Consider the following 25518-nt stretch of genomic DNA (forward strand, 5'->3'; position numbering starts at 1 on the left):
CCCGTCAACGGTGGTTAACAGATAGTGGACGAAGCGCCGGGTTCCAAGAAAATTCTGCGAACATTGCGCGAACATTCGCCGGGCCGACCCGCTATTTCCGCGCCAGGGCCCAGGAACAGATCGGAAAATCCGGCTCGTCCGTCAGATCGTCGCGCCCCCGCTCATAGGCGGGCGGCCAAGGCGTTTCGAAATTGCGCAGCGCGGCGGCCCGGTTGCCCCATTGCCGGGCCATGATCCTGTCCTCGTCAAACCCCGCTTCGATCAACAGGTTCTTCAGGCCCCGCGCGCTCCAGCGCGAACAATCCACCGGATCGCCGTGATAGGGAATGAAGAACGGCACCGCGACCCAGAAATACCCGCCGGGGCGCAGCATCTCCAACACATTGCGCGTGGCGGCATAGGGCCGGTCCAGATGCTCCCACACCTGATTGGCAAGGATCAGATCGAAACTCAGAACCTCGCCATCGCGCCCGCGATAAGGGCCCGCACAAACATCGTATTTCGGATAGCGAAACCGCTGATAGCTGCGGAACGTAAACCGCCGTCCGAACTTGCCCGACACTTCGGCGGCGTCCATATCGGCCAGCGGCAACTCTTCCAGCCAGTTACGCGTGGTGCGCTGCATCACGACCCTGTTCACACTCGGCACAATTCACCTCTGACCGACACGGAAAGGGGCGGTGCCCCTCCCTTTCTTCTTGCCCGAAATATCCCGGGGGAGTCCGGGAAAATCCGCGATTTTTCCGGGCGGGGGGCAGCGCCCCCGAGACCCGGTTCAGATATGGATCACCCGGTCATAGGCGTCCAGCACTGATTCATGCATCATTTCGCTCAGCGTCGGGTGCGGGAACACCGCATGCATCAGGTCTTCCTCGGTGGTCTCCAACTGGCGGCCCACCACATATCCCTGGATCAGCTCGGTCACTTCCGCGCCGATCATATGCGCGCCCAGCAACTCGCCGGTCTTCTCGTCGAACACCGTCTTGATCATGCCTTCTGGCTCGCCAAGCGCAATCGCCTTGCCGTTGCCGATGAACGGGAAGCGCCCCACCCTGATCTTGTATCCGGCCTCTTTCGCCTGCGCCTCGGTCAGGCCGACGCTGGCCACCTGCGGCTGGCAATAGGTGCAGCCCGCGATGCTGTCGGGTTTGACCGGATGCACCTTCTGCCCGGCGATCATCTCGGCCACCATCACGCCTTCGTGGCTCGCCTTGTGCGCCAGCCACGGCGCGCCGGCCAGATCGCCGATGGCATAGAGCCCCTCGACACCGGTGCGGCAGTATTCGTCGGTCACCACATGGGTGCGATCCACCTTGACGCCCAGCTCCTCCAGGCCCAGCCCCTCGGTATTGCCGACGATCCCGACAGCGGAAATCACCGTGTCGAAATCGTGCTTTTCCACCTTGCTGCCCGCCTCGATATGGGCGGTCACCTTGCCCTTGGCGCGGTCCAACTGCTTGACCATGGCCTTTTCCATGATCTTCATGCCCTGTTTCTGGAAGGATTTCTTCGCCATGCCGGAAATCTCGGCATCTTCCACCGGCAGGATACGCTCCATCACCTCGACAACGGTCGTCTCGGCGCCGAGCGTGTTGTAAAAACTTGCGAATTCGATGCCGATGGCGCCCGATCCGATGACCAGCAGTTTCTTGGGCATATGCGGCGGCATCAGCGCGTGCTTGTAGGTCCAGACCTGTTCGCCATCTGCCTCCAGCCCCGGCAATTCACGGGCGCGCGCTCCGGTGGCCAGCACGATATGCTTGGCCTCCAGTTCCTCGGCCCCCTTGTCGGTCTTGACGCTGACCTTGCCTTTGGCGGGCAGGCTCGCCTCGCCCATGATGGTCGTGACCTTGTTCTTCTTCAGCAGGTGCCCGACGCCCGAGTTCAACTGCTTGGCCACCCCGCGCGAGCGTTTGACCACCGCGTCCAGATCGTATCCGATCTTGTCGGCCTTCAGCCCGAACTCCCCGGCGCGGTGCATCAGGTGAAACACCTCCGAGCTACGCAGCAGCGCCTTGGTCGGGATGCAGCCCCAGTTCAGGCAGATACCGCCCATATGTTCGCGTTCCACGACGGCCACATTCAGGCCCAGTTGCGCCCCCCGGATCGCGGCGACATAGCCGCCGGGGCCCGCACCGATCACGATCAAATCAAAACTTTTCGCGGCCATGACCATCTCCGTTTTCAAATTTAGTTTGATATTAAACTATCTCTGCAACGATCACAACGCAGGCCGCACCCGGCCACGTCCGATCCCGGCTTGCAGGATGGCAAACCGTTGGCGCAGGGCAAGATTTTTTTGCATGTCACAGCAAAACACCGCCTGCCGTCGGGCGCAAAGGCGGCATTTTCAGGGGATTCACACCCTCTTTCCAGATAAAATGGCGGGAGGCTCAGGCTGCGGCCTTGGCCTGCAATTCGCGCAGCGTGGCGGCATAGCCCCCATCGGCGACATAGGCCCGCTCCGGCGAGGTCGATGCGCGCTCCAGCGCCTCGTTGCGATAGGGGAAGCGGCCGAACTTGCGGATCACCTCGCGATGCGCACGGGCATGCAACAGGTTGCTCTCCCCGGTCTCGGGCATCCGCTGGCAGATCAGGCGCACGCAATGCTCCTGGTCGCACAGGTTCTCCGAATGCATCAGCGGCAGGTAAAAGAACTGGCGCGCGGGTTCGTCGATGCGTAAATCCCACTTGCGTTCAATCGCCGATTTGGCAGCGGCCAGTGAGGCCCGGTCGCTGGCAAAGGCGCTCCCCTGCCCCCGGAACATGTTGCGCGGAAACTGGTCCATCAGGATGATATAGGCCAGCGTCCCGCTGGGATAGGTCAGCCACAGCGAGTACGCGCCCTCGCAAGCCTTGCGCCATGCCTCCTCGAACCGGTCACGAATTCTGGCGTCCAGTTCTTCGGACACCTCGTACCAGCCCTTGGGGCCAACGTCATCCAACCAGAAACTCAATACGTCTTCGGGCGCGATCATCGGCTTTCCTCCCCGCCATGGGCGCACTGCACTGTTACAAAAATGTTAACTGAAGATTCGCGTTCAGGGACAGTCACTTATTACTACAGTCACGACAATACCGTGACGTTAGCGCAATCAACTGCCCGCTTCCGTGCTCTCCTCGTCCTCCTGGGCGGTTTCGATGGCATATTCCTGCGCAAATTCCACCGCCACCGGCGTGGCCGAGGCGACAACCGGCGCGTAGCTTTCGGTCTCGGCCACCGAAGGCGCGGCGCGCTGCGTCATCCGATAGGCGGCATAGCCCGCCATCGTCAGCATCAGCACCGCGATGAATAGGAAAAAACCCTGCGGCCCCACAACCTCCATGATCCAGCCGGTGATCAGCGGCCCGGCCACGGCGCCAAGCCCGTTGATGAACACCATGCCACCGGCGGCGGCGGCCATGTCGTCATGCTCCAGAAAATCGTTGGTATAGGCGATCAGCAGCGAATAGAGCGGATTCGACATCCCCCCGATGGCGAAGGCCGACACCAGAAGCATCGGGTAAAAGCCCCCCAGCAGAAACCCGAGCACCCCGCCCAGGCCACAGATCAGCGCCGCGGAAAAGATCAGGACGCGCCGGTCCATGCGGTCCGACAACCAGCCGATGGGATACTGCAACAGCATCGAGCCGACAAAGAACGCCGAAACGAAGGTCGAAATCTGCACCACGCTCAGCCCTGCCTCGGCGCCGAACACCGCGGCCATGCCGAACTGCGCCGAAAACACGCCCCCCAACAGGAACATGCCCACGCAGCCCAGGGGCGAGGTTTCCAGAATTTGCCGCAATGTCATGGGCTTGGCCGTTCCAAACGCCGGGGTCGGGCTGACCGACAGCAAAATCGGCGCAAACGACAAGGACACCAGAACCGACGAGATGATGAACAGGATAAAGCCCCCCGGATCGCCCACCAGCATCATCGCCTGCGCGCTGACGATCCCGACCATCTGCATGATCATGTAAAGCGACAGAGCCTGCCCGCGCGTCTCGTTGGTCGAGGAATTGTTCAGCCAGCTTTCGGCGGTCACGTACACGCCGGAAAAGCAGAAGCCGATCACGATGCGCCCTGCCCCCCATGCGATGGGATGGGTCAGCGCCGGATACAGGATCATCACCGCCGAGATCATCGAGGCCAGCGCCGCGAACACCCGCACATGCCCCACCCGGCGGATCATCTCGGGCGCCATGCGCGACCCGAACAGGAAACCGACGAAATAGCCCGCCATGACCAGCGACATGTGAAAGGTCGAAAACCCTTCCATCGCGCCGCGAATCCCCAACAGCGTCCCCTGCATGCCATTGCCCACCTGCAACAGCATCATGCCCAGCAACAGCGCCCATGCACCCGACAGAACCTGAATCATCGCGTTTCCCCTTCCACAAGATCGCTCCCACCATATCCGGGAACTCCCTGTTCGCTCGCGCCCGCCGTGCCAGCAAATCAGCCGGGGATCAACAACGAAGCATCCCCATAGGAAAAGAAGCGGTAATCCCCGCGCACCGCATGATCGTAGATCGCCCTGATCCGCTCGGGGCCCATCAGGGCCGAGACCAGCATCATAAGCGTCGATCTGGGCAGGTGGAAATTGGTCATCAGCGCATCGGTGACGCGAAACTCGAATCCCGGATAGATGAAAATATCCGTCTCGCCCTGCCACGGGGCGATCTGCCCGGTGGCGCGCGCCGCGCTTTCGATCAGGCGCAAGGCCGTGGTGCCCACCGGGATCACCCGCCCGCCGGCGGCTTTCGTCGCGGCGATCTCGGCGGCGGCGCTCTCGCTGACCTCGCCCCATTCGGCATGCATCTTGTGGGTCGTCACATCCTCCACCTTCACCGGCAAAAACGTGCCCGCCCCCACATGCAGCGTCACATGGCTGAACGCCACGCCCATCTCGCGCAGTTCCGCCAGCAGCGCATCGTCGAAATGCAACGAGGCCGTCGGCGCGGCCACCGCGCCGGGATTGCGCGCCCAGACGGTCTGATAATCGGTCTTGTCCTGCTCGTCCGCTGCACGGCGCGCCGCGATATAGGGCGGCAGCGGCATCGCCCCCGCCTCTGCCAATGCCGTGTCGAACGCCGCGCCCTCAAGGTTGAAACGCAGCCGCGCCTGCCCATCCTCTTTGGCCAGCAGTTCCGCCTGCAGCCCGGCGGCAAACTCCACCACTTCGCCCTCACGCAGCTTTTTCAGCGGCTTGACCATCGCGCTCCAGGTGCCGTCGCCCCCCGGCTCCAGCAGCGTGACCTCGATCTTCGCGCGGGTCTCTCCCTCGGGGCCGAGACGGCGGCGCGCCCCGCTCAGCCGCGCGGGAATGACGGCGGTATCGTTCAGGATCAGCCGATCACCGGGGTGCAGCCACTGCCCCAGATCGCGCACCACCGCATCGGTGATCGCATCGCCCTGGGCCACCAGCAGGCGCGCCGATGTGCGGGGCCGCGCGGGCCGTGTCGCGATCAGCGCCTCGGGCAGGTCGAAATCGAAATCGCTCAACTTCACCGGTCGTTCTCCTGCAACGCGGGGGTTCCGGGGCCGTCCTCGCCCGGCGGCGGGCGGCGGAACAACTGCCGGAACACGCCCGGCGTCAGCACCGACAGCGGGTTCACCTCGACATCGGGGTTTGCGGCGGTTCCGCGCAGGGCATAGTTCATGCCCACCAACCCCTCGCCCCGCCGGGTAAACAGCCCGCCCATCCCGTTCAGCATGAAAAACGGCGACACGACGCCCTGCATGTCCATGCGTCCGCTGTTCAGGTCGTAATATCCGTCCATCGAAATCCCCATCGACGCGCCCACCGCGCTGCCCGACAAAAGCGTCAGGTGATCCGGTGTCAACTTGAAACGCGCGATCACCTCGCTGAAATGGATGCCTTCGCCCGACAACTGCTCCAACAGGCCGATCACGCTGATCGTGTTCAGCAGTTCGGCCATCGCCGGGGCATCCTTCAGCCGCACGTTGCGGATCGTCAACTGCCCGTCATAAACCCCGGTTTCCCCGGTCGGGACCAGCGCAAGGTTCATCCCCCCGTCACGCGCCTGTTTCAGCAGCCCCGCCGCCGCCATGACGCCCCCGGCATCTTCGGACAGGATGCGAATGGCGCTGTCCCCCGCCTTGGGCGAAATCGCGCCCTGCACCGCCGGACCGCCATTGACCCGGCCGGTAAAGCTGCCGCTGGTGCCCTTGCTCATGTCGAAATCCGCGCGGAAATCCGTCAGGGCGATCCCGTCTGAAATCTGCAACCGATCCAGCACCAGCGAGACCGGCCCCGCCCTCTGGGCCTCGCTCGGCGCCGAACCAGAGCCACCGCCACCCGCCCGCGGCCCGAAACTGCTCTTGCGCAGATCCAGCGTGCCGCCGCTGACCAGAACCTGCGGCACGCGCGCCGCGCCCCGGCCCACCAGTTCGACCGGCGCGCTGAACCATTCTTGCAGCCGCACGCGGTTGAATCGGGCGCGCTCCAGCGTGCCATCGGCATTCAGCACCACGTCGCCCTGCGCCTGCAACCCGCCCGCATCCAGTGCGATCAGGTCGATCCGGGGCGGCTGGCCCAACTGCCCCGTTACCTCAAGACTGCCGCGCGCACCCTGCGCGAAACTCCAGCCAAGCGCCGGCAGCGCCAGCCCCACGCCCGCAAGGTCCGAGCGCAACTCGAACGCGCCGGGCGCTCCCCGCTGCAATGTGATGTCGATATCCGCCCACCCCGCTCCGCTCAGGCTGCCGGGCGGCAGGCCGATGCCGAACTCGTCGGCAAAGCGTTCCGACAATTCGATGTCCCCGGTCAGGTGGCTTTCGCCACCGGCTTCGGGGCCAAACGCGCTGCTCCAGTGCGCCGTCACCGGCACCCGGCCGATCCGGCCCTCGCCTTCGATGCTCAGCCCGTCATTGGCGGCCCTCAGCGTCAACTCCGGCGCGGCCAGCACCCGCCCCTCGACCAGCGTTTCGCTGCGCACATCGCGCAGCGTCCCGGCCACGTCAAAGGCCACCTCGTCGGGCTGCAAATCGGGCTTGAGCAGGAAATCCAGCCGCCCCGCCACCTGTGCCCGCCCGTCGGCCAGCGTGACCGGCATGCCCGCCTTGCTCATGAAGCGGAACGGCTCTTCGTCCAGCAAGGACAGCGCGGCGGTGATCGTGCTGTCCGTCCTGATCCGCGCCCGCGCCGGGCCGCGCTTGATATGCACGTCGGGGATGATGAAACTGGTGCCCGCAATGTCGATCCGCCCGCCCTGCGCGGCACCGATATGCCCCTGATCGGCGGTGATCACGAAACGATCCGCAAACAATGACGCATGCCCCGACGCCCCGACGATATGCGGCACCTCCTTGATGAACCGGGTTTCCAGCCCCTCGTAATCAAATCCCAGAAACAGGTCCGGGCGCTGTCCCGGCTCGATCCGCAAGGCGAATTGCGCATTGCTCACCGTCGCACGGCGCACGTTCTCCACAACCCAGTCGCGCGCCTTGGGGGCCACGTCACGCAGAGGCCACAACTCCAGCAACCGCTCCAGCCCCAGACGATCGCGCCGCCCGTCCAGCGCCACGCGCCAGCCCTCGGGCCCGGCCGACAACTCGCCCTCGAACAACAGCCGCTCCTCGCCATCGCTCAGCGCAAGCTGCCCGATACTCAACTGAAACGGGTTCATCCGCAGCCGCAGATCCATCATCGCCGCGTCCAGCGTAACGGGCTGCGCATAATACGCGTCCGGGCTGGCGGTCAGGTCCGACACCCTGAACTGGCCCAGCAATTCGCTTGGCCAGCCCTCCTCCATCCCCACCAGATAGGCCTGCCCGTCGATCCGCGCCTTGACCCACTGGCTGTCCACCGTCACCTCGTCAAAGCGCAGAACCTGCTGCGCGGGATCGTAGGTGAAATAGGTCCGCGCCTCGCTGAAGGCCACGGGCTTGGCCCCGGCATGGGGCTGAACCGCGCCCGCCCCGATATCCAGCGTGGCCGACAGCCGCGACAGCGCGCCGCTGTCGTTCACCGAAGCCCGCATCGACCCCGAAATCGGCGCATCCAGCGCCCCCAGCCAGCTCAGCGCCGGGTTCTGCCCGGCAATGTCGCGCGCCGGCATGTCCTCGAAACTGACGCCCAGTTCTCCCGCAACCTGCCCGATCCGGCCCTGGTAATTCATCTCCAGCGTCGTCGCATAAGCCCGCGCCCCCAACAGGGCGAAATCTCCGCGCAGGGTCAGGTTCTCGCCGTCGCGCGTCACCGTCACACGTCCGCCATCTACGCTCCAGGCCCGCCCGGCGCGGGCATCTTCGTAGCGCAGGCTCAGATTGTCGGCGTCGATCACCCTCAATTCGGCAAAATGCGGGCGCTGCAACAGATCGTCCACATGCCCGACCAGCGCGGCCATGTTCGGCGCGCCCTCGACAGTCGGGACGGCCTCGCCCACGGTCAGCCCCACCGCCCCGTCCGCGGATCGGCGCAGCGTCAGCCGCGCCCCCGACAGGGCGATTTCGGCGGGTTGCAGCTTGCCCTGCAACAACGGCCCGAGCGCCACCCGGCTGCGCGCATTCGACAGGCTGGCCAGTGTCACACCGCTCGCATCGCGCAGATCGACCCCGCGCAGGCTCAGGCGCGGCACCCAATCGCTGTCCACCAGAATGGCCATGTCGGCAAAGTGCAACGACATCCCGTCCATATCCCGGTTGATCTTGTCCGTGATCCTGCTGCGCAACCAGTCCGGCGCGGCGATCTCGCGGCCCACGGCGAAATTCAACGCCAGCCCGGTCGCCAGCATCACCACCAGCAGCACGCCAAGCAGCCACGGACCGGCCCGCCGGGCCCGGCTCTTGCGCTCGGTTCTGTTCAAGGGGTCGTTCATCTGTTTCAGAAATTCAGGCCGTGTCGCCTGCTGCCTGCTTGTTGCCTTTTCTCCGGCGCGTCCTGCTCTAATATGACGGCGACGGCAACGCATAACAAGGAGAGCCCATGCCCGACACCGGCCAGACCGCCCCCGATTTCACGCTGCCTCGCGATGGCGGCAACCAGATCACCCTGTCCGCGCTGCGCCCCGCGCCCGTGGTCCTGTTCTTTTATCCCCGCGACGACACGTCCGGCTGCACCAAAGAGGCCATCGCCTTTACCGCCCTGCAAGGGGAATTCGAGGCCGCCGGGGCCTGCATCCTGGGGATTTCCAAAGACACCGTCGCCAAGCACGACAAGTTCCGCGACAAGCACGATCTGGGGGTTCCGCTATTGTCGGACGCCGAGGCCGACATTTGCGAACAATACGGCGTCTGGAAGGAAAAAAGCATGTATGGCAAGAAATTCTGGGGGATTGAACGCTCGACCTTCCTGATCGACGGGTCCGGCCAGATCGCCGGCGTCTGGCGCAAGGTCAAGGTGCCCGGCCACGCCGAAGAGGTCCTCGAGGCGGTGAAATCGCTGTGACAGGTCAAACGCTGACGCAAATGGCGGTCGAGGTTCTGACCACCGCCGACGGGCGTGAGAAAACCGCGCTGTCGCGCCGTCATGCCGCCGCGTGGTTCGCGGCGCGCGAGGCGGGCCAAGATATCCCCGTCGGCACGGCCACCCCGCCCTTGCGCCCCGCCCGGCCCGAGCGCCCCGAATTGCTCGATCCGCGCGACGTGCCGCGCCGCCGCCCCGGCAGCCCGCAAGGACGGTTGGCGATCCTGCACGCCGTCGCGCATATCGAACTCAACGCCGTCGATCTGCACTGGGACATCATCGCGCGCTTCGGCCATGTGCCCATGCCCATCGGATTCCATGACGACTGGGTAAAATCCGCCGATGAGGAATCCAAGCATTTCAACCTGATATGCGACTGTCTTGAAGCGAACGGCAGCCATTACGGCGCCCTGCCGGCCCATGCCGGCATGTGGCGTGCCGCCGAGGACACCGCCCAGGACCTGATGGGCCGCCTAGCCGTGGTGCCGATGGTGCTCGAGGCCCGAGGGCTCGACGTGACCCCCGGCATGATCGAGATTTTCGACAAGGCCGGCGACACCCGCGCGGTCGAGGCGATGCAGGTCATCTACGCCGAAGAGGTTCACCATGTCGCTTATGGCTCCAAATGGTTCCACTTCCTGTGCGGGCGCCACGATCTCGACCCCAAAGAGGTGTTTCACGATCTGGTCCGGCGCTATTTCCACGGCCCGCTGAAACCGCCCTTCAACGAGGAAAAGCGCGCCGAGGCCGGATTGCCGCCGGATTTCTACTGGCCGCTGGCCGATCGGACCCCGGCAAAAAGCTAGTCAACCCCTTGCGGATCGGCGGTTTTTTGCCGGGACAGCAACATTTGGCCCAAATCCGCGAATCGGCGGGGCAAAAACCTTGCTCAAACGAGAAGCACTCGGTAATCCATCCTGCGAAGGCGCGTGGTCACAGAAGATGACCAATCACACAGAACAGCGCCGCGCGTGAGAAGGGTTGAATAGGGACTGGGAACTTGCGGACACGAATGGCGATCAGGGTGCACACCCTGCTTGAGAAATATTTCCCCGAACGCCGGGTTTTCCTGAAATCCGATACAGACACCCGCTTCATCCGGCTCCGGCCCCTTCCGCAACTTCTGGCGTCCCTCGGTGCATCCGCCATTGTCGCCTGGGCGATCATCGCCACCGCCGTCCTGATGATGGACAGTATCGGCTCTGGCAATTTCCGCGAACAGGCCAAGCGCGATCAGCGCACCTATGAAAACCGCCTGAACGCGCTGGCCTCCGAACGCGACATGCGCGCCTCCGAGGCGCTGGCCGCACAGGATCGCTTCAACTCGGCGCTGGAACAGATTTCGGTCATGCAGTCCGAGCTTCTGGCCTCCGAAACCCGCCGCCGCGAACTGGAAACCGGGATCGACGTGATCCAGAAAACCCTGCGCCGGACGATGAAGGAACGCGAAACCGCGCGGGACGAGGCCGAGCAACTGGCCCTCGCACTCGAAGATCAGGGCGCAACCCCCGGCGATCAGGGCGAAACCGCCGCCGACGGCACGCTCGATTTCCTCGCCGCCGCGCTGGCCGATACCGCCACCGAGCGCGACATGATCACCGAAAACGCGCAGACCGCCCTGCTGCAAGCCGATGAAATGGCCGCGCAGATCAAGTTCCTCGAAGACCGCAACGAGCAGATCTTCCGCCAGCTCGAAGAGGCGATGACCATCTCGGTCGAACCGCTGGACAAGATGTTCCGCGCCGCGGGCCTCAACACCGACAGCCTGCTCGACACCGTGCGCCGGGGCTATTCGGGCCAGGGCGGGCCGCTCATGCCGCTCAGTTTCTCGACACGCGGCGAAGACCCCTCGCCCGACGCCATGCGCGCCAACCGCATCCTCAACCAGATGGACCGGCTGAACCTCTATCGCATCGCCGCGCAAAAGGCGCCCTTCTCGGTCCCGCTCAAGGATTCGTTCCGCTACACCTCGGGATACGGCATGCGGTGGGGCCGGATGCACAACGGCACCGATTTCGCCGCCCCGCACGGCACCCCGATCTATGCCACCGCCGATGGCGTCGTGACGCATGCGGGCTGGCTTTCGGGCTATGGCCGGCTGGTGAAAATCCAGCATGAATTCGGTATTGAAACGCGCTATGCTCACAATTCACAGATCTTCGTGAAAAAAGGGCAAAGAGTTTCCCGCGGGCAGAAGATTTCTGCTATGGGCAATACTGGACGTTCCACGGGCACGCATCTACACTACGAGGTCCGTGTCGGCGGCAAGGCCGTCAACCCCATGATCTATATCAAGGCTGCTAAAGATGTTTTCTAAGAGCAAAATCAACGACCCCGGCCCCAAGGCTGACGACAGCGCCCGCAAAGCGCCCGGCGCCGAAGCCTCGCAGGCCGCACGCCCCGAAAGCGCCGGCACCGAATTCAAGGCCTCGGCCCCCAAGGCCAAGCCCCCCGCATCGGTCCTCTCCTCGGACCTGCATGTGACCGGCAATCTCAAGACCACCGGCGACATCCAGGTCGAAGGCACCGTCGAGGGCGATATCCGCGCGCACCTGCTGACGGTCGGCGAAACCGCCACAGTCAAAGGCGAAGTGATCGCCGATGACGTGGTGATCAACGGCCGCATCGTCGGTCGTGTGCGTGGCCTCAAGGTCCGCCTGACCTCGACCGCCCGCGTCGAAGGCGACATCATCCACAAGACCATCGCCATCGAATCCGGCGCCCATTTCGAAGGCTCGGTTCAGCGTCAGGACGATCCGCTCAACGCCAACAAGTCCGGCCAGAAGCCCGCCCATGCTCAGGCGCAGGCGCAACCGAAACCCGCAGGCGAAGCCGCCAAAGGCTGACGCCCGCCGCGATACGCGCATCAAAGGCGCCCTGCCCCGGCAGCGGCGCCTTTTTCATGTCCGCTTGCCCCTTGCGCCGCCCCGCCGCAGCCCGCATTCTGCCGCCCATGAACCAGCCCACCTGGGGCCTTGTCGCCACGATCAAGGCCGAGACCGCCGATATCCTGAACTTCGCCGCGCACCATCTCGATCTGGGCGCGCACCGCCTGCATATCTATCTGGATGCCGACAACCCCGAGGCCTTCGCCGCGCTCAAGGCGCATCCCAAATGCCGCGTCACCCTGTGCGACCACGGCTATTGGAAACGCCGGGGCAAACGCCCCGAAGCGCACCAGCCCCGGCAATCCATGAACGCCACCCATTGCCTCAACAAGCGCCCGCAGGTCGATTGGCTGGCCCATATCGACGTGGACGAGTTCCTCTGGCCCGCCACGCCCCTGCCCGATCAACTCGCCGCCCTGCCTCCCGGCACCCGCAGCGCCCGCATCCGCCCGATCGAGGCCCTGGCCCCCGATCCCGCCGATCCCCCCGCGCCAGGGCATACATGGTTCAAAGGCTGCTCCCGCTATCAGGGCGAGCGCCGCGACCAGACGGCACAGATCTACCCCACCTACGGCCCGCACCTGCATGGCGGGTTTCTCAGCCATGTGGCGGGCAAGGTGTTCATCCGCACCGATCAGCCCGACGCCGCCCTGCGCATCCACAACGCGTTTTTCGACGGCGCCAGGGATTCGGACCCAGCCACCCTGACCGATACGCTCCTGTGTCATCTGCACGCGCCCAACTGGGACCGCTGGCGCACGGCCTACCGGTTCCGGCTGGAACAGGGCTCGTATCGCGACGGGCTGAAACCGCCGCCGTCTCCCACTGGCGACGGGCTCAGCATGAACGCCCTTTTCACCCTGCTCGAATCCGATAACGGCGAAGCGGCGCTCGAATCCTTCTTCACCGAGGTCTGCACCGCCACGCCGGACCTGCGCGACCGGCTGGCCCGGTTCGGCCATCTGCACGACATCGCGCTCGATCTCGATGCCAAACGCGCGCATCATTTCCCGAAATACGGGTAAACTGTTGCCTTTTTCGCAACAATACCTACATCCTGCGCAGGATCGTATCCTTGATCCGAGGTCGCATTGACCCACCCCCCTGCTTTCCGGTAAACGCAAGGCCAAGGGTCACAGATGTGACAAACCACAGGGCCACACGGGCCCGACCCTGAACAGACGTGCGGGCCAGGAAAGTGTCCGCAAACCACGGACACACATGACAAAATTTTCCGATCTGAACCTGAACCCCAAGGTCCTCAAAGCCATTGAAGAAGCCGGTTACGAAGAACCGACTCCCATTCAGGCCGGCGCGATTCCCCCGGCCCTCGAAGGGCGCGACGTTCTGGGCATCGCCCAGACCGGCACCGGCAAAACCGCCAGCTTCACCCTGCCCATGTTGTCGCTTCTGGCCCGTGGCCGCGCCCGCGCCCGGATGCCGCGCAGCCTCGTGCTCTGCCCCACGCGGGAACTGGCCGCACAGGTGGCCGAGAATTTCGATACCTATTCCAAACACCTGAAACTGACCAAGGCGCTGTTGATCGGCGGCGTCAGCTTCAAGGAACAGGACAAGCTGATCGACAAGGGCGTCGATGTGCTGATCGCCACACCGGGCCGCCTGCTGGACCATTTCGAACGTGGCAAGCTGTTGCTGACCGGCGTGCAGATCATGGTGGTGGACGAAGCCGACCGCATGCTCGACATGGGCTTCATCCCCGACATCGAACGCATCTTCTCGCTCACGCCCTTCACCCGGCAGACATTCTTCTTCTCGGCCACCATGGCCCCCGAGATCGAACGCATCACCAACACCTTCCTGCAAGCGCCCGAACGTATCGAAGTGGCCCGTCAGGCCACGGCGAGCGAGACCATCGAACAGGGCGTTGTCATGTTCAAACCCTCGCGCCGGGATCGCGCCGACAGTGAAAAGCGCAAGGTGCTGCGCGCCCTGATCGACGCCGAGGGCGAAAAATGCACCAACGCCATCGTCTTCTGCAACCGCAAGGTCGATGTCGATATCTGCGCCAAGTCGCTCAAGAAATACGGCTATGACGCCGCCCCGATCCACGGCGACCTCGACCAGTCGCAGCGCACCAGAACGCTCGATTCCTTCCGCAACGGCGAATTGAAGATCCTCGTCGCCTCGGACGTGGCCGCGCGCGGGCTCGATGTGCCCTCGGTCAGCCATGTGTTCAACTACGATGTTCCCGGCCATGCCGAGGATTACGTTCACCGTATCGGCCGCACCGGCCGCGCCGGACGTGACGGCAAGGCGATGATGATCTGTGCGCCCCGTGACGAAAAGAACCTCGAAGACATCGAGCGCCTGATCCAGAAAGAGGTGCCGCGCCTCGACAATCCGGTCAAAGGGGCCGCGCCCCAACCCGACACCACAGACGAGGCCAGGGGCGACGACAAACCGCCGCGCAAAACGCGCAGCCGCCGGAAACCCAAAACCGACGAGGCCGCGCCCCAGACGGTCGAAGCGACAGACAATGACGCCCCGCCCCCCGACACCAAACCCGCAGACGACAATTCGTCCTCCAAACCGCGCTCGCGCCGCAGCAGCGGCAGTCGCGGCAGGTCGGATGGTGGCGGCAAGCCGGTCGTCGGGATGGGCGATCACATGCCCAGCTTCATCGCCCTCAGCTTCGACGAACGCCGCACCGGCTGAGCCTGCGCATCGCAGCTCAGCCCAAGCGCATCGCGATTTTAAAAAACCAGCCGCAATAACGGCTGGTTTCTTGTTTTGCGTCCATGATGGATGCACGTTACCCGATGAGCGTCGAGTTTCGTACAAAACCGGCGTACACTTTGTACGTTTCGTACGAAACTACGCGCTCAACCGGCTGATGATCACCGTCACCTCGGGGCGCTTGCCGATCTCGGTCTGCGCCGACTGCCGCGTGATCTTGCGCAGCCCCTCTTCCAGCTTGTCATCGTCGGTCATGGTCTTGCGCCCGGCCCGGCCCATGAACTGGCTCAGGTCCTCTTCCAGCACGTCCACCAGCGGCGCGCGGCTGCGCCCTTCTTCCGGTAAGCCCTTGATTTCACACCAGGGCTCGCCAAGAGGTTCGTCATCCTCATCGAGAATGACATTGACCATCACATGCCCGTTCAACGCCATGCGAATGCGGTCGCGCACGATCCCGTCAAGCGCACCGATCTTGATACTGCCATCCAGATAGACGCGCCCGGTCTCGACATAATCGCAAATCTCGGCCCGTTTACCCGTCAGGTCCACCATCGTCCCATTGACAGCCAGAACCCCCTGACGGCGTTTCGACTTGGCCAGTTTGACATGCTCACGCAAGTGACGGTGTTCGCCATGCATCGGAACCACAACATCTGGTTTCAGAAGGTCTTGTAACGCCTCCAGATCGGGGCGGTTGGCGTGCCCGGACACGTGGTATTTCCCGCCCGAGTCATCCACGACATCAACGCCCATCTCACTGAATTGATTGATGATTCTGATGACACCGCGCTCATTTCCGGGGATCGTCTTTGACGAGAACAAAAACGTATCCCCCTCTTTCAACGTGATCCCCTGATACTTGCCCTGCGCCAGTTGCGCGCTCGCCGCGCGCCTTTCGCCCTGACTGCCGGTGACGATCAGCATCACGTTCTCGCGCGGAATTTCCTTTGCTTCTTCGGGGCTTACGGTTTTCGGGAAACTGGTCAGAACGCCCGTTTCCACGGCCGCTTCGATCATCCGCCGCATAGCGCGCCCCAACAGGCACACCGACCGCCCGGCCCGGTCCGCCGCCTCCGCCAGCGTCCTGACCCGCGCCACGTTGCTGGCAAAGGTCGTGGCCACCACCATCCCCTTGGCGCCAGCGACCAGGGCCTCGATATCCGGCCCAAGGGTACTTTCAGAACGCCCCTCATGTGCATTGAAAACATTGGTAGAATCGCACATCAGCGCCTTGACGCCCGGCGCGGCCAGACTGCCCCAAAGCTCGGGATCGAAGGCCTCGCCGACGACCGGATTCGCGTCGATCTTGAAATCCCCTGAATGCACCACACGGCCCGCAGGCGTGTCGATCACCAACCCGGAACTCTCTGGGATCGAATGGGAAATCGGCACGAACCCCACGCTGAACGGCCCCGCCTGAGTCACCTCGGGCCAGGCCGAAACCGTGCGCACGGATTTTTCGGAGTACCCGAACTCCTCCATCTTGCGCCGCGCAATATTGGCCGTAAACGCCCGCGCATAGACCGGCGCGCCAAGATCTTCGTAAAACTGCGCCACGGCGCCAACATGATCTTCATGGGCATGGGTGATGAACACCGCCTCCAACTGGTCGCGCCGCTCGGCCAGCCATGTCATGTCGGGAAAAATCAGGTCGACACCGGGGCTTGTGTCCATATCGGAAAAGGCCACCCCCAGATCGACAAGGATCAACCGTTCCTGTCCCGGTTGGCCATATCCGTAGACATAGGCATTCATGCCGATTTCGCCCGCCCCACCGAGGGGCAGGTAGATCAGTCTGTCACTGCTCATAAAGTCTCTGCTTTCTTGTTATAGTCGTGAATCACGGTCAGGCCGTGCATCGTCAGGTCGTCTTCGATGAAATCGAACAGCATCTCGCCCTGCGCAAACAGCGGCGCCAGCCCGCCAGTGCCGATGATGCGCATCGGCTTCTCATATTCGGCGCGGATACGGTCGCAAATGCCGTTCACAAGGCCCACATAGCCCCAGAACACACCGGATTGCATGCAATCGACGGTGTTGGTGCCGATCACCTTTTGCGGTTTGGTCACGTCCACATGCGGCAGCGCCGCCGCCGCCATGTGCAAGGCTTCAAGGCTCAGATTCACGCCCGGCGCGATCACCCCGCCCACATAGGCCCCGTCATGCGCCACCACGTCAAAGGTCGTTGCAGTGCCGAAATCCACAACGATCAGATCCCCGCCATGCCGGTCGAACGCCCCGGCAGAGTTCACCAACCGGTCAGGCCCCACCTGCGTGCCCGGATCGACGCGCGGCGCATGCGGCAACAGGCATTCGGGTTTGCCCACTACCAACGGGCGGCACCCAAAAAACCGATCGGCGAACACCCGCAGGTTGAACACCACGCGCGGCACCGTCGAGGAAATGATCACCTCGGTAATATCCGCTTCGATCCCGTAATGCTTCACCAAGGTAGAATACCAGGTGAAATAGGCATCCGCGGTGCGGGCATGGTGCGTCGAGGTGCGCAAGGTGCACAGAAATTTCTCTCCATCCCAGATCGAGAAAACAGTGTTCGTGTTGCCGCAGTCGATGGCCAGAAGCATGGCACGTTCCTCAGAAAAAGACCTCGGCCGCCGGGATGGCATGCCGGGATTTCGCTGTTGTTAGAACAAGATTACCGGTCGCGTCCACCGTCTCGAACGTACCGGTGAATTCGTCCCGCGCCGTGCGCGCGGTAATGACCTCGCCCAGTTTTGCGGCGCGATCCAGCCACGCGGTGCGAATGGGGGCAAAGCCGTAGGTGGTGAATTGCGCCTCGTAACGGGCATAGGCCGGGGCCAGCAGGTCGAGGAATTCCTCGGGGGTTACCTCTGCCCCGGTCTCGGACAGTAACGAGACGGGCCGCAACGCCTGCGGCTCGACCTGATCCGGAGATGGGGCCTGCGCTAGGTTCACGCCGATCCCGATCGCGAAATACGACAGGCCCGCCGCACTGCCCGCGCTTTCCAACAGGATACCAGCCAGCTTGCCGCCGTTCAGCAAAACGTCATTCGGCCATTTCAGGGTAAACCCTTCGGCACGGCCCGTGGCGGCGACAAAAGCGTCATAGAGCGCCAGCGAGGCCACGAAAGACCGCAGCGCCACCTGATCGGGGCTCTCGGTAGGACGCATCACCAAAGTCGCGGCAAAGTTGCCCTGTGGGTTCGTCCATGCGCGCCCACGCCGCCCGCGTGCCGCCGTCTGGCGCAGGGCCAGTATCCACTCCGGGCCGGTCAGATTCGGGGCGATACGCGCGGCTTCGGCATTGGTGCTGTCCACTTCGGCCAGCACCCTGCGGCCCACCCCATGCGGCCAGGCAGCCATATCACGCCCCATCTTCATCATACTCCCAAAACCGGCACCCCAAAGGCACGCCCACAAACAAAGCGACGCGCCAGAGGCGCGTCACCTGTTCAATCCATCCAGTGCAAGCGTCAGTTGACAAGGGTCGCTGCCGCAGCCTGAGCCATGCCTTCGACACCGAACATGTTGATGATCCCCAACAGCATCAGCGCCGCCGACGCCATCAGAAAACTCCACTGCACGGGCGACCGGGAGGTTTCCAGTGGCTCACGCTCTTCGCCGAAATACATGTAGTAGACGATGCGCAGGTAGTAGAAGGCACCGATCACCGAGGCGATCACGCCGGCCACCGCCAGCCATGCCAGCCCGCCCTCATAGGCGGCCCGCAGCACGTAGAGCTTGCCGAAGAACCCCAGAAGCGGCGGCACACCGGCCAGGCTGAACAGCAGGATCAGCATGGCGAATGCACGGGCCGGATGGGCGCGCGAGTACATGTTCAGGCTTGCGATCTCGGTGATCGGCTGGCCGTCACGCTCCATCGACAGGATAAAGGCGAAGGTGCCGATATTCATGGTCACATAGATCGCCATGTAGATCAGCATAGCCTGAACGCCAAAGGCGTCGCCAGCCGCCAGCCCCATCAGCGCATAGCCCATATGCGCGATCGAGGAATAGGCCATCAGGCGTTTGATATCGGTCTGCCCGATTGCCGCCACGGCTCCCAGGAACATCGACAGAAGGCTGAGCAGCGCAAGCACCTGCTGCCAATCACCCACGACGCCGCCAAAGGCATCGTGCACCACTCGGGCGAACAGCCCCATGGCCGCAACCTTGGGCGCGGTCGCAAAAAAGGCCGTGATCGGCGTGGGCGAGCCTTCGTAGACATCCGGCGTCCACATATGGAAGGGAACCGCCGATACCTTGAAGGCCAGACCGGCGATCACGAAGACCAGCCCGAACAGCAAGCCGACCGGTGCCTGCCCGTCGGCCGCTTCGATGATGCCCGAGAACAGCGTCGTTCCGGCATAGCCATAGGTTAGCGATGCACCGTAAAGCAGCAGCCCCGAGCTGAGCGCGCCAAGCACAAAGTACTTCAGGCCCGCCTCGGTGGATTTGGCACTGTCGCGGCGCAGCGAGGCGACGACGTAAAGCGCCAGGGATTGCAGTTCCAGCCCCATGTAAAGCGCCATCAGGTCTCCGGCACTGACCATCAGCATCATGCCGACGGCAGAGAGCGCGATCAGGATCGGATACTCGAAGCGCAGGATTTTCCGGCGCATCATGTATTCCTGCCCCAGCACCATGACCGCAGCGGCCGACAACAGGATCGTCACCTTGGCGAAGCGGGCGAAACCGTCATCGTTGAACATGCCGCCGAATGCAGTGCGCGAACCATCGCCCGTCGCCCCGATCCAGATCGCCATGGCGCCCAGCAAACCGGCGGTCAGCCACAGCAGCATCCCTGCCATCCGGTCCTTGCCGGTATAGGCCGTGAACAACAGCGCGGCGAGCGCGTAGACCGAGATCACGATCTCGGGCAGGATAATATTCAGATCAGCCTGCATGTCTCAGGGCCTCCGTTAATGCGACACTTCGGCGATCTGGCTGGCGGTGTGCGCCTCGGCCAGGGCCGTATCGTAGTTGGAAATCAGGGCTTCTACCGAGGGCCCGATGATGTCGGTGACAAGGCTCGGATAAACGCCGAGCAGCAGCGTCATGACAACCAGCGGCACAAAGATCGCACGCTCGCGGGTGGTCATGTCGGTGATCGAGCGCAGGCTCTCCTTGATCAGGTCGCCCAACACGACACGGCGATAGAGCCACAGCGCATAGGCCGCCGACAGGATCACGCCCGAGGCCGCCACCAGTGCCACCCAGGTATTGACCTGGAAGACGCCGATCAGCGTCAGGAATTCACCGATGAACCCGGACGTGCCCGGCAGGCCGACATTGGCCATGGTGAACAGCATGAAGATCAGCGCATAGGCCGGCATCCGGTTGACCAGACCGCCATAGGCGTCGATCTCGCGGGTGTGCATCCGGTCATAGATGACACCAACGCACAGGAACAGCGCGCCCGAGATGAACCCGTGGCTGATCATCTGGAAAATCGCTCCGTCGATCCCCTGCTGGTTCGCCGCGAAAATACCCATCGTGACATAACCCATATGCGCGACCGACGAATAGGCGATCAGCTTTTTCATGTCTTCCTGCGCCAAGGCGACCAGCGAGGTGTAAACGATGGCAATGGCCGACATCCACAGGATCAGCGGTGTCATGACCTCGGCCCCGACCGGGAACATCGGCAGGCTGAACCGCAGGAAGCCATAGCCCCCCATCTTCAGCAGGATCGCCGCCAGAACGACCGAGCCTGCCGTGGGCGCCTGAACGTGCGCGTCCGGAAGCCATGTATGCACCGGCCACATCGGCATCTTGACCGCGAAACTGGCGAAGAAGGCGATGAACATCAGCGTCTGCATGCCGCCCACGACATGCACGCCGAGGATGCTGAAGCTTTCCGAGCCGAACTGGTGGTTCAGCAAGGTCACGATATCGGTGGTCCCCGCGTCCGAGAACATCGCCACCATCGCCACCAGCATCAGCACCGAGCCAAGGAAGGTATAGAGGAAGAACTTGAAGGACGCATAAATGCGTTCCTTGCCGCCCCAGATGCCGATGATCAGGAACATCGGGATCAGGCCCGCCTCGAAGAACAGGTAGAACAGCACCAGATCGAGCGCCATGAACACGCCCAGCATCAGCGTTTCGAGGATCAGGAACGCGATCATGTATTCCTTGACCCGCTTGGTCACGTTCCACGACGCGGCGATGGTCAGCGGCATCATGAAGGTGGTCAGCAGCACGAACAGAACGCTGATCCCGTCCACACCCATCTTGTATTTGAGGCCCAGAAGCCACTGATGCTCTTCCACGAACTGGAAGCCTGTATCGTTCGGATCGAACCCGGCCAGAATGAACAGCGACACGACAAAGGTCAGCGTCGTGGCGATCAGCGCGACCCACTTGGCGTTGCGCTGTGCCGCTGCATCCTCGCCGCGCAGGAAGATCGCGAGGATCGCTGCCGCGATGGCGGGGATGAACGTGGTGATGGAAAGAAGGTTGTCCATTATTCAGCCCCTCCGATGAAAGTCATCCAGGTTACCAGGACCGCGATCCCGATCACCATCGCGAAGGCATATGTGAAGATGTAGCCCGATTGTGCCCGCCCTGCGAGACGGGTGAAGAAGGGAATGATCCCCATGGCCACGCCATTGATCGTTCCGTCGACGACGTCCCCGTCGCCGCGTTTCCACAGGAACCGGCCAAGCGCCTTGGCGGGACGAACGAACAGGAAGTCGTAGATTTCGTCGAAATACCACTTGTTCAGCAGGAACTGATAAAGCGGTCGTTGGTTCTCGGCCAGTTTGCGCGGCATCGACGGATCCCAGATATAGAACCAGAGCGCGACCACGAAGCCGATCACCATGGCGATGAACGGGCTGACCTTGACCCAGGTCGGTGCGTGGTGCGCATCGTCCATTACATGATTGTCGGGCCCCATGAAAATCGCGCCTTCCGGGGCCATTGCATGGATCGCGGCGGCGGGTTCACCGCCCTCTTGCGTGGCCGCCTCATCATGCGTGGCGTCTGCAGCAGCCTGATCCTCGGCGGAGGTCTCTTCGCCATGCCCCGCGTCGGCCTCTGCATGCTGAGCCGGGATGCCGAAGAACTTGTTCACCTGGGCATGGTCCCCGAAGAAGCTGTTGTACCACACCATCCCCGAGAACACCGCGCCAAGCGCCAGAACGCCAAGCGGCACCAGCATGACCATCGGGCTTTCATGCGCATGATCGTGCGTGTGCTTGTCGCCGCGCGGTTTGCCCCAGAAAGTCAGGAACATCAGCCGCCAGCTGTAGAAACTGGTGAACAGTGCCGCGATGACCAGCATCCAGAAGGCATAGCCTCCTGCCGTGCCCGCATAAGCGGATTCGATGACCGCGTCCTTGGACAGGAACCCGGCAAAGCCGAAATGGGTCAGCGGGATACCGACGCCGGTAATGGCCAGTGTCCCGATCAGCATTGCCCAGAACGTATAGGGCAGCTTCTTGCGCAAGCCGCCATAGTTGCGCATGTCCTGCTCGTGATGCATCCCGTGGATGACCGACCCGGCGCCAAGGAACAGCATCGCCTTGAAGAAGGCGTGCGTGAACAGGTGGAACATCGCCACCGAATAGACACCCACACCGGCCGCCACGAACATGTAGCCAAGCTGCGAACAGGTGGAATAGGCGATCACGCGCTTGATGTCGTTCTGAACCAGACCCACCGTGGCGGCGAAAAACGCCGTGGTGGCCCCGATGAAGGTGACAAAGCCCATGGCCTCGGGTGCGTATTCCATGATCGGCGACATGCGGCAGACAAGGAACACGCCCGCCGTCACCATCGTGGCGGCGTGGATCAGCGCCGACACCGGGGTCGGGCCTTCCATCGCGTCGGGCAACCAGGTGTGCAGGAACAACTGCGCCGACTTGCCCATGGCCCCCACGAACAGCAGGAAGGCGATCAGGTTGGCCGCGTTCCACTCGGTCCACAAAAAGCTGAGCTGCGTTTCGGCCAGTTCGGGACCGGCGGCGAAAATATTCTCGAACCGGATCGAGTCGGTCAGGAAATAAAGCGCCATGATGCCGAGGACGAAGCCAAAATCGCCGACGCGGTTGACCACAAAAGCCTTGATCGACGCGGCGTTGGCGCTCGGCTTGCGGAAATAGAACCCGATCAGCAGATAGGATGCGAGGCCCACGCCCTCCCAGCCGAAGAACATCTGCGCAAGGTTGTCGGCCGTGACCAGCATCAGCATCGCGAAGGTGAAAAGCGACAGGTAGGCAAAGAAGCGCGGCTTGTAGCTTTCGCCGTCGCGGAAATTCTCGTCATGGGCCATGTAGCCCATGGAATATAGATGCACGAGCGCCGAAACCGAAGTCACGACGATCAGCATGATCGCGGTCAGGCGGTCCAGCCGGATTGCCCAGGACGTGTTCAGCGTACCGGATTCGATCCAGTCCAGAATATGGACAATATGGGTTTGCCCGTCATGGCCCAGAAACACGATCCACGACAGAACGCAGGACAGGAACAGCAAGCCGGTGGTCAGCCACTGCGCCCCGGTCTCTCCGATGATGCGCCAGCCGAAACCGGCGATGATGGCCCCGATGAGAGGCGCGAAAAGAATGGTCAACTCCATCGGATCAGCCTTTCATCACGTTGACGTCTTCCACGGCGATGGTGCCGCGGTTGCGGAAGAAACAGACAAGAATGGCCAGCCCGATCGCCGCCTCGGCTGCGGCGACGGTCAGGACGAACAGCGTGAAAATCTGCCCCACCAGATCGCCCAGATGGGCGGAAAAGGCCACGAGGTTGATGTTGACCGAGAGCAGCATCAGTTCGATCGACATCAGCAGGATGATGACGTTCTTCCGGTTCAGGAAGAGGCCGAAAATCCCGATGACGAACAGCGCCGCCGCCACGGTCAGGTAATGTTCAAGTCCAATCATGCGTGTCCCTCCGGGCTCTGCCCGTCCGTCTTTCTTTTCAACGCGCCCCGGGCCTGGCCCGGAACCTCTTCCTGTTTGCCCCGGCGCTTTTGGCCGGGAGGCCCCGGATCGGGTCCGGGGCGGGTCAAAAGCTCAGAGCCCCTGCCCCGGCTTCACGTCCTTCAGTTCCATCGCCTTGGCCGGATCGCGATACATCTGCGCCAGAACATTCTGGCGTTTGATATCCGTGCGATGGCGCAGCGTCAGGACGATCGCCCCGATCATCGCCACCAGCAGGATCAGGCCCGCCGTCTGGAACAGGAGGAAATACTTGTCGTAGATCAGCAGCCCCAGGGCCGCGGTGTTTTCGACGCCTTCGGGCGCAACCGCGCCACGCGCCGCTTCGGCAGTTTCGGCCATATGCCAGTTGCCGTAAGCCAGCCCGAACTGCATCAGCAGGATCACCCCGATCAACAGCGCCAAAGGCATGTATTTCGCCATCTCGGCCTTCAACTCGGCGAAATCCACATCCAGCATCATCACGACGAACAGGAACAGCACGGCGACCGCCCCGACATAGACGATGATCAGCAGCATCGCCACGAACTCGGCCCCCAGCAAAACGAACAGCCCCGCCGAACTGATGAAGGCCAGGATCAGCCACAGCACCGAATGCACGGGGTTGCGGCTGATCACGGTGAACAGCCCCCCGGCCAGCGCCGAGACCGCAAACAGATAGAATGACAGTACTGTCAGGGTCATGTCTCGTTATCCTTTCCCTCGTTCTCGTCCATGACTTCGCGGGCGAAATCCATCGCCCGGTTCATGGACGGAATGCCGGCGAACATCGCCATCTGAGCGATGGTTTCGGCAATCTCTTCCTTGGTGGCGCCCGCCTCCAATGCGTGGCGCACCGTCATGCGGATCTGTGTATCGCTTTGCGCGCCCAGCATGGTCAGCCCCGCCAGCGTCAGCAAAAGCCGCGTCTTGGCATCGAGCCCGTCCTTGCTGATGCCCTTTCCAAAGGTCATCTCCATGATGTCCTTGGGCATGGTGGGCCACAGTTTTTCCATTCCTTTGGGCGAAAACGACTCGAGCGCAGGATTCATGGCCTTCGCCATTTCCTGTGCCTGGGCCATCAAGGCCGCAAAGGGATTGCTGTGATCACTCATCGGTACGGCGCGTCCAGTTCCAGATTGCGGGCGATCTCGGCTTCCCACCGTTCGCCGTTCTCAAGCAGTTTTTGCTTGTCATAGAACAGCTCTTCGCGGGTTTCCGTTGCGAATTCGAAATTCGGCCCCTCGACGATGGCATCCACCGGGCATGCCTCCTGGCAGAAGCCGCAATAGATGCATTTCGTCATGTCGATGTCGTAACGCGTGGTGCGGCGGCTGCCGTCATCACGCGGTTCGGCGTCGATGGTGATGGCCTGCGCCGGGCAGATCGCCTCGCACAGCTTGCAGGCGATGCAACGCTCTTCGCCGTTCGGATAACGTCGCAGCGCGTGTTCGCCACGGAACCGAGGGCTGAGCGGCCCTTTTTCGTGCGGGTAGTTCAAGGTCGCCTTGGGGGCGAAGAAGTACTTCAGACCCAGCCGGAAGCCTTTGAAGAAATCCTTGAGCAGGAAATAGCCTGCGGCGCGTCCATAGTCGATTTGCGTCATGG

22 protein-coding genes are annotated in these 25518 nt (G+C 62.9%); 6 read left to right on the forward strand and 16 right to left on the reverse strand.

Annotated elements, in window-relative coordinates; all coding sequences use genetic code 11:
- Positions 1-91 precede the first annotated feature (91 nt).
- From KPG71_RS00430 to KPG71_RS00455, 6 genes are all read right to left on the reverse strand, one after another.
- On the reverse strand, positions 92-625 hold the full coding sequence (locus KPG71_RS00430; protein WP_216335933.1) for a class I SAM-dependent methyltransferase: 534 nt from the start codon (positions 623-625) through the stop codon (positions 92-94).
- Between the two features lie 150 nt (positions 626-775).
- The gene (gene lpdA / locus KPG71_RS00435; protein ID WP_216335935.1) at positions 776-2170 is read right to left on the reverse strand and encodes a dihydrolipoyl dehydrogenase; all 1395 of its coding nucleotides are present in this window, start codon (positions 2168-2170) and stop codon (positions 776-778) included.
- 223 nt (positions 2171-2393) lie between these two features.
- Positions 2394-2978, reverse strand: coding sequence for a DUF924 family protein (locus KPG71_RS00440; protein WP_216335937.1), 585 nt, complete (start codon positions 2976-2978; stop codon positions 2394-2396).
- A 117-nt stretch (positions 2979-3095) separates the two neighbouring features.
- Positions 3096-4364 carry an MFS transporter gene (locus KPG71_RS00445; RefSeq protein ID WP_216335939.1) on the reverse strand — a complete coding sequence of 423 codons (1269 nt, stop codon included), beginning with the start codon at positions 4362-4364 and terminating at the stop codon, positions 3096-3098.
- A gap of 77 nt (positions 4365-4441) precedes the next feature.
- A complete protein-coding gene (gene queA, locus KPG71_RS00450) occupies positions 4442-5494 on the reverse strand; it encodes a tRNA preQ1(34) S-adenosylmethionine ribosyltransferase-isomerase QueA (RefSeq protein ID WP_216335941.1) in 1053 nt (350 codons plus the stop codon).
- Positions 5491-8826 (reverse strand): AsmA-like C-terminal region-containing protein, encoded by a 3336-nt coding sequence (locus KPG71_RS00455; protein ID WP_216335943.1) that lies wholly within the window; start codon positions 8824-8826, stop codon positions 5491-5493. Before KPG71_RS00455 ends, queA begins: the two co-directional genes overlap by 4 nt.
- A 107-nt stretch (positions 8827-8933) precedes the next feature.
- Here KPG71_RS00455 and KPG71_RS00460 point away from each other — a divergent pair, with 107 nt between their 5' ends.
- From KPG71_RS00460 to KPG71_RS00485, 6 genes are all read left to right on the forward strand, one after another.
- Entirely contained in the window at positions 8934-9395 is a 462-nt protein-coding gene (locus KPG71_RS00460; RefSeq protein WP_216335945.1) for a peroxiredoxin, read from the forward strand.
- Between the two features lie 20 nt (positions 9396-9415).
- Positions 9416-10219 (forward strand): ferritin-like domain-containing protein, encoded by an 804-nt coding sequence (locus KPG71_RS00465; protein WP_216336681.1) that lies wholly within the window; start codon positions 9416-9418, stop codon positions 10217-10219.
- Between the two features lie 194 nt (positions 10220-10413).
- Entirely contained in the window at positions 10414-11730 is a 1317-nt protein-coding gene (locus KPG71_RS00470) for a M23 family metallopeptidase (protein ID WP_216335947.1), read from the forward strand.
- The gene (locus KPG71_RS00475) at positions 11720-12259 is read left to right on the forward strand and encodes a polymer-forming cytoskeletal protein (protein WP_216335948.1); all 540 of its coding nucleotides are present in this window, start codon (positions 11720-11722) and stop codon (positions 12257-12259) included. Before KPG71_RS00470 ends, KPG71_RS00475 begins: the two co-directional genes overlap by 11 nt.
- 107 nt (positions 12260-12366) lie before the next feature.
- Entirely contained in the window at positions 12367-13326 is a 960-nt protein-coding gene (locus KPG71_RS00480; protein WP_216335950.1) for a glycosyltransferase family 2 protein, read from the forward strand.
- Between the two features lie 196 nt (positions 13327-13522).
- A complete protein-coding gene (locus KPG71_RS00485; RefSeq protein WP_216335952.1) occupies positions 13523-14977 on the forward strand; it encodes a DEAD/DEAH box helicase in 1455 nt (484 codons plus the stop codon).
- A 159-nt stretch (positions 14978-15136) separates the two neighbouring features.
- On the opposite strand, the gene KPG71_RS00490 is transcribed toward KPG71_RS00485, so the two are convergent.
- The 10 genes from KPG71_RS00490 to nuoI all read right to left on the reverse strand — a co-directional run bounded on the left by KPG71_RS00490 (position 15137) and on the right by nuoI (position 25516).
- Positions 15137-16807, reverse strand: coding sequence for a ribonuclease J (locus tag KPG71_RS00490; protein ID WP_216335954.1), 1671 nt, complete (start codon positions 16805-16807; stop codon positions 15137-15139).
- Positions 16804-17583, reverse strand: a complete 780-nt coding sequence (locus tag KPG71_RS00495) for a type III pantothenate kinase (RefSeq protein WP_216335956.1) — start codon at positions 17581-17583, stop codon at positions 16804-16806. Before KPG71_RS00495 ends, KPG71_RS00490 begins: the two co-directional genes overlap by 4 nt.
- A gap of 10 nt (positions 17584-17593) precedes the next feature.
- A complete protein-coding gene (locus KPG71_RS00500; protein ID WP_216335958.1) occupies positions 17594-18343 on the reverse strand; it encodes a biotin--[acetyl-CoA-carboxylase] ligase in 750 nt (249 codons plus the stop codon).
- A 110-nt stretch (positions 18344-18453) separates the two neighbouring features.
- Positions 18454-19887, reverse strand: coding sequence for an NADH-quinone oxidoreductase subunit NuoN (nuoN, locus tag KPG71_RS00505; protein ID WP_216335960.1), 1434 nt, complete (start codon positions 19885-19887; stop codon positions 18454-18456).
- Positions 19888-19902: 15 nt separating this feature from the next.
- Positions 19903-21450 (reverse strand): NADH-quinone oxidoreductase subunit M, encoded by a 1548-nt coding sequence (locus tag KPG71_RS00510; protein ID WP_216335962.1) that lies wholly within the window; start codon positions 21448-21450, stop codon positions 19903-19905.
- Positions 21450-23564, reverse strand: a complete 2115-nt coding sequence (gene nuoL / locus KPG71_RS00515; RefSeq protein ID WP_216335964.1) for an NADH-quinone oxidoreductase subunit L — start codon at positions 23562-23564, stop codon at positions 21450-21452. The genes KPG71_RS00510 and nuoL overlap by 1 nt, the downstream gene beginning before the upstream one ends.
- A 4-nt stretch (positions 23565-23568) precedes the next feature.
- Complete coding sequence (gene nuoK, locus KPG71_RS00520) at positions 23569-23874, reverse strand: NADH-quinone oxidoreductase subunit NuoK (protein ID WP_073032336.1); 306 nt, start codon at positions 23872-23874, stop codon at positions 23569-23571.
- Between the two features lie 132 nt (positions 23875-24006).
- A complete protein-coding gene (locus tag KPG71_RS00525) occupies positions 24007-24615 on the reverse strand; it encodes an NADH-quinone oxidoreductase subunit J (protein WP_216335966.1) in 609 nt (202 codons plus the stop codon).
- On the reverse strand, positions 24612-25025 hold the full coding sequence (locus KPG71_RS00530) for a carboxymuconolactone decarboxylase family protein (RefSeq protein ID WP_216335968.1): 414 nt from the start codon (positions 25023-25025) through the stop codon (positions 24612-24614). The genes KPG71_RS00525 and KPG71_RS00530 overlap by 4 nt, the downstream gene beginning before the upstream one ends.
- On the reverse strand, positions 25022-25516 hold the full coding sequence (gene nuoI / locus KPG71_RS00535) for an NADH-quinone oxidoreductase subunit NuoI (protein ID WP_073032342.1): 495 nt from the start codon (positions 25514-25516) through the stop codon (positions 25022-25024). The genes KPG71_RS00530 and nuoI overlap by 4 nt, the downstream gene beginning before the upstream one ends.
- Positions 25517-25518 lie beyond the last annotated feature (2 nt).

The sequence above is a fragment of the Roseovarius sp. PS-C2 genome, from assembly GCF_018862045.1.
Taxonomy (GTDB): Bacteria; Pseudomonadota; Alphaproteobacteria; order Rhodobacterales; family Rhodobacteraceae; genus Roseovarius.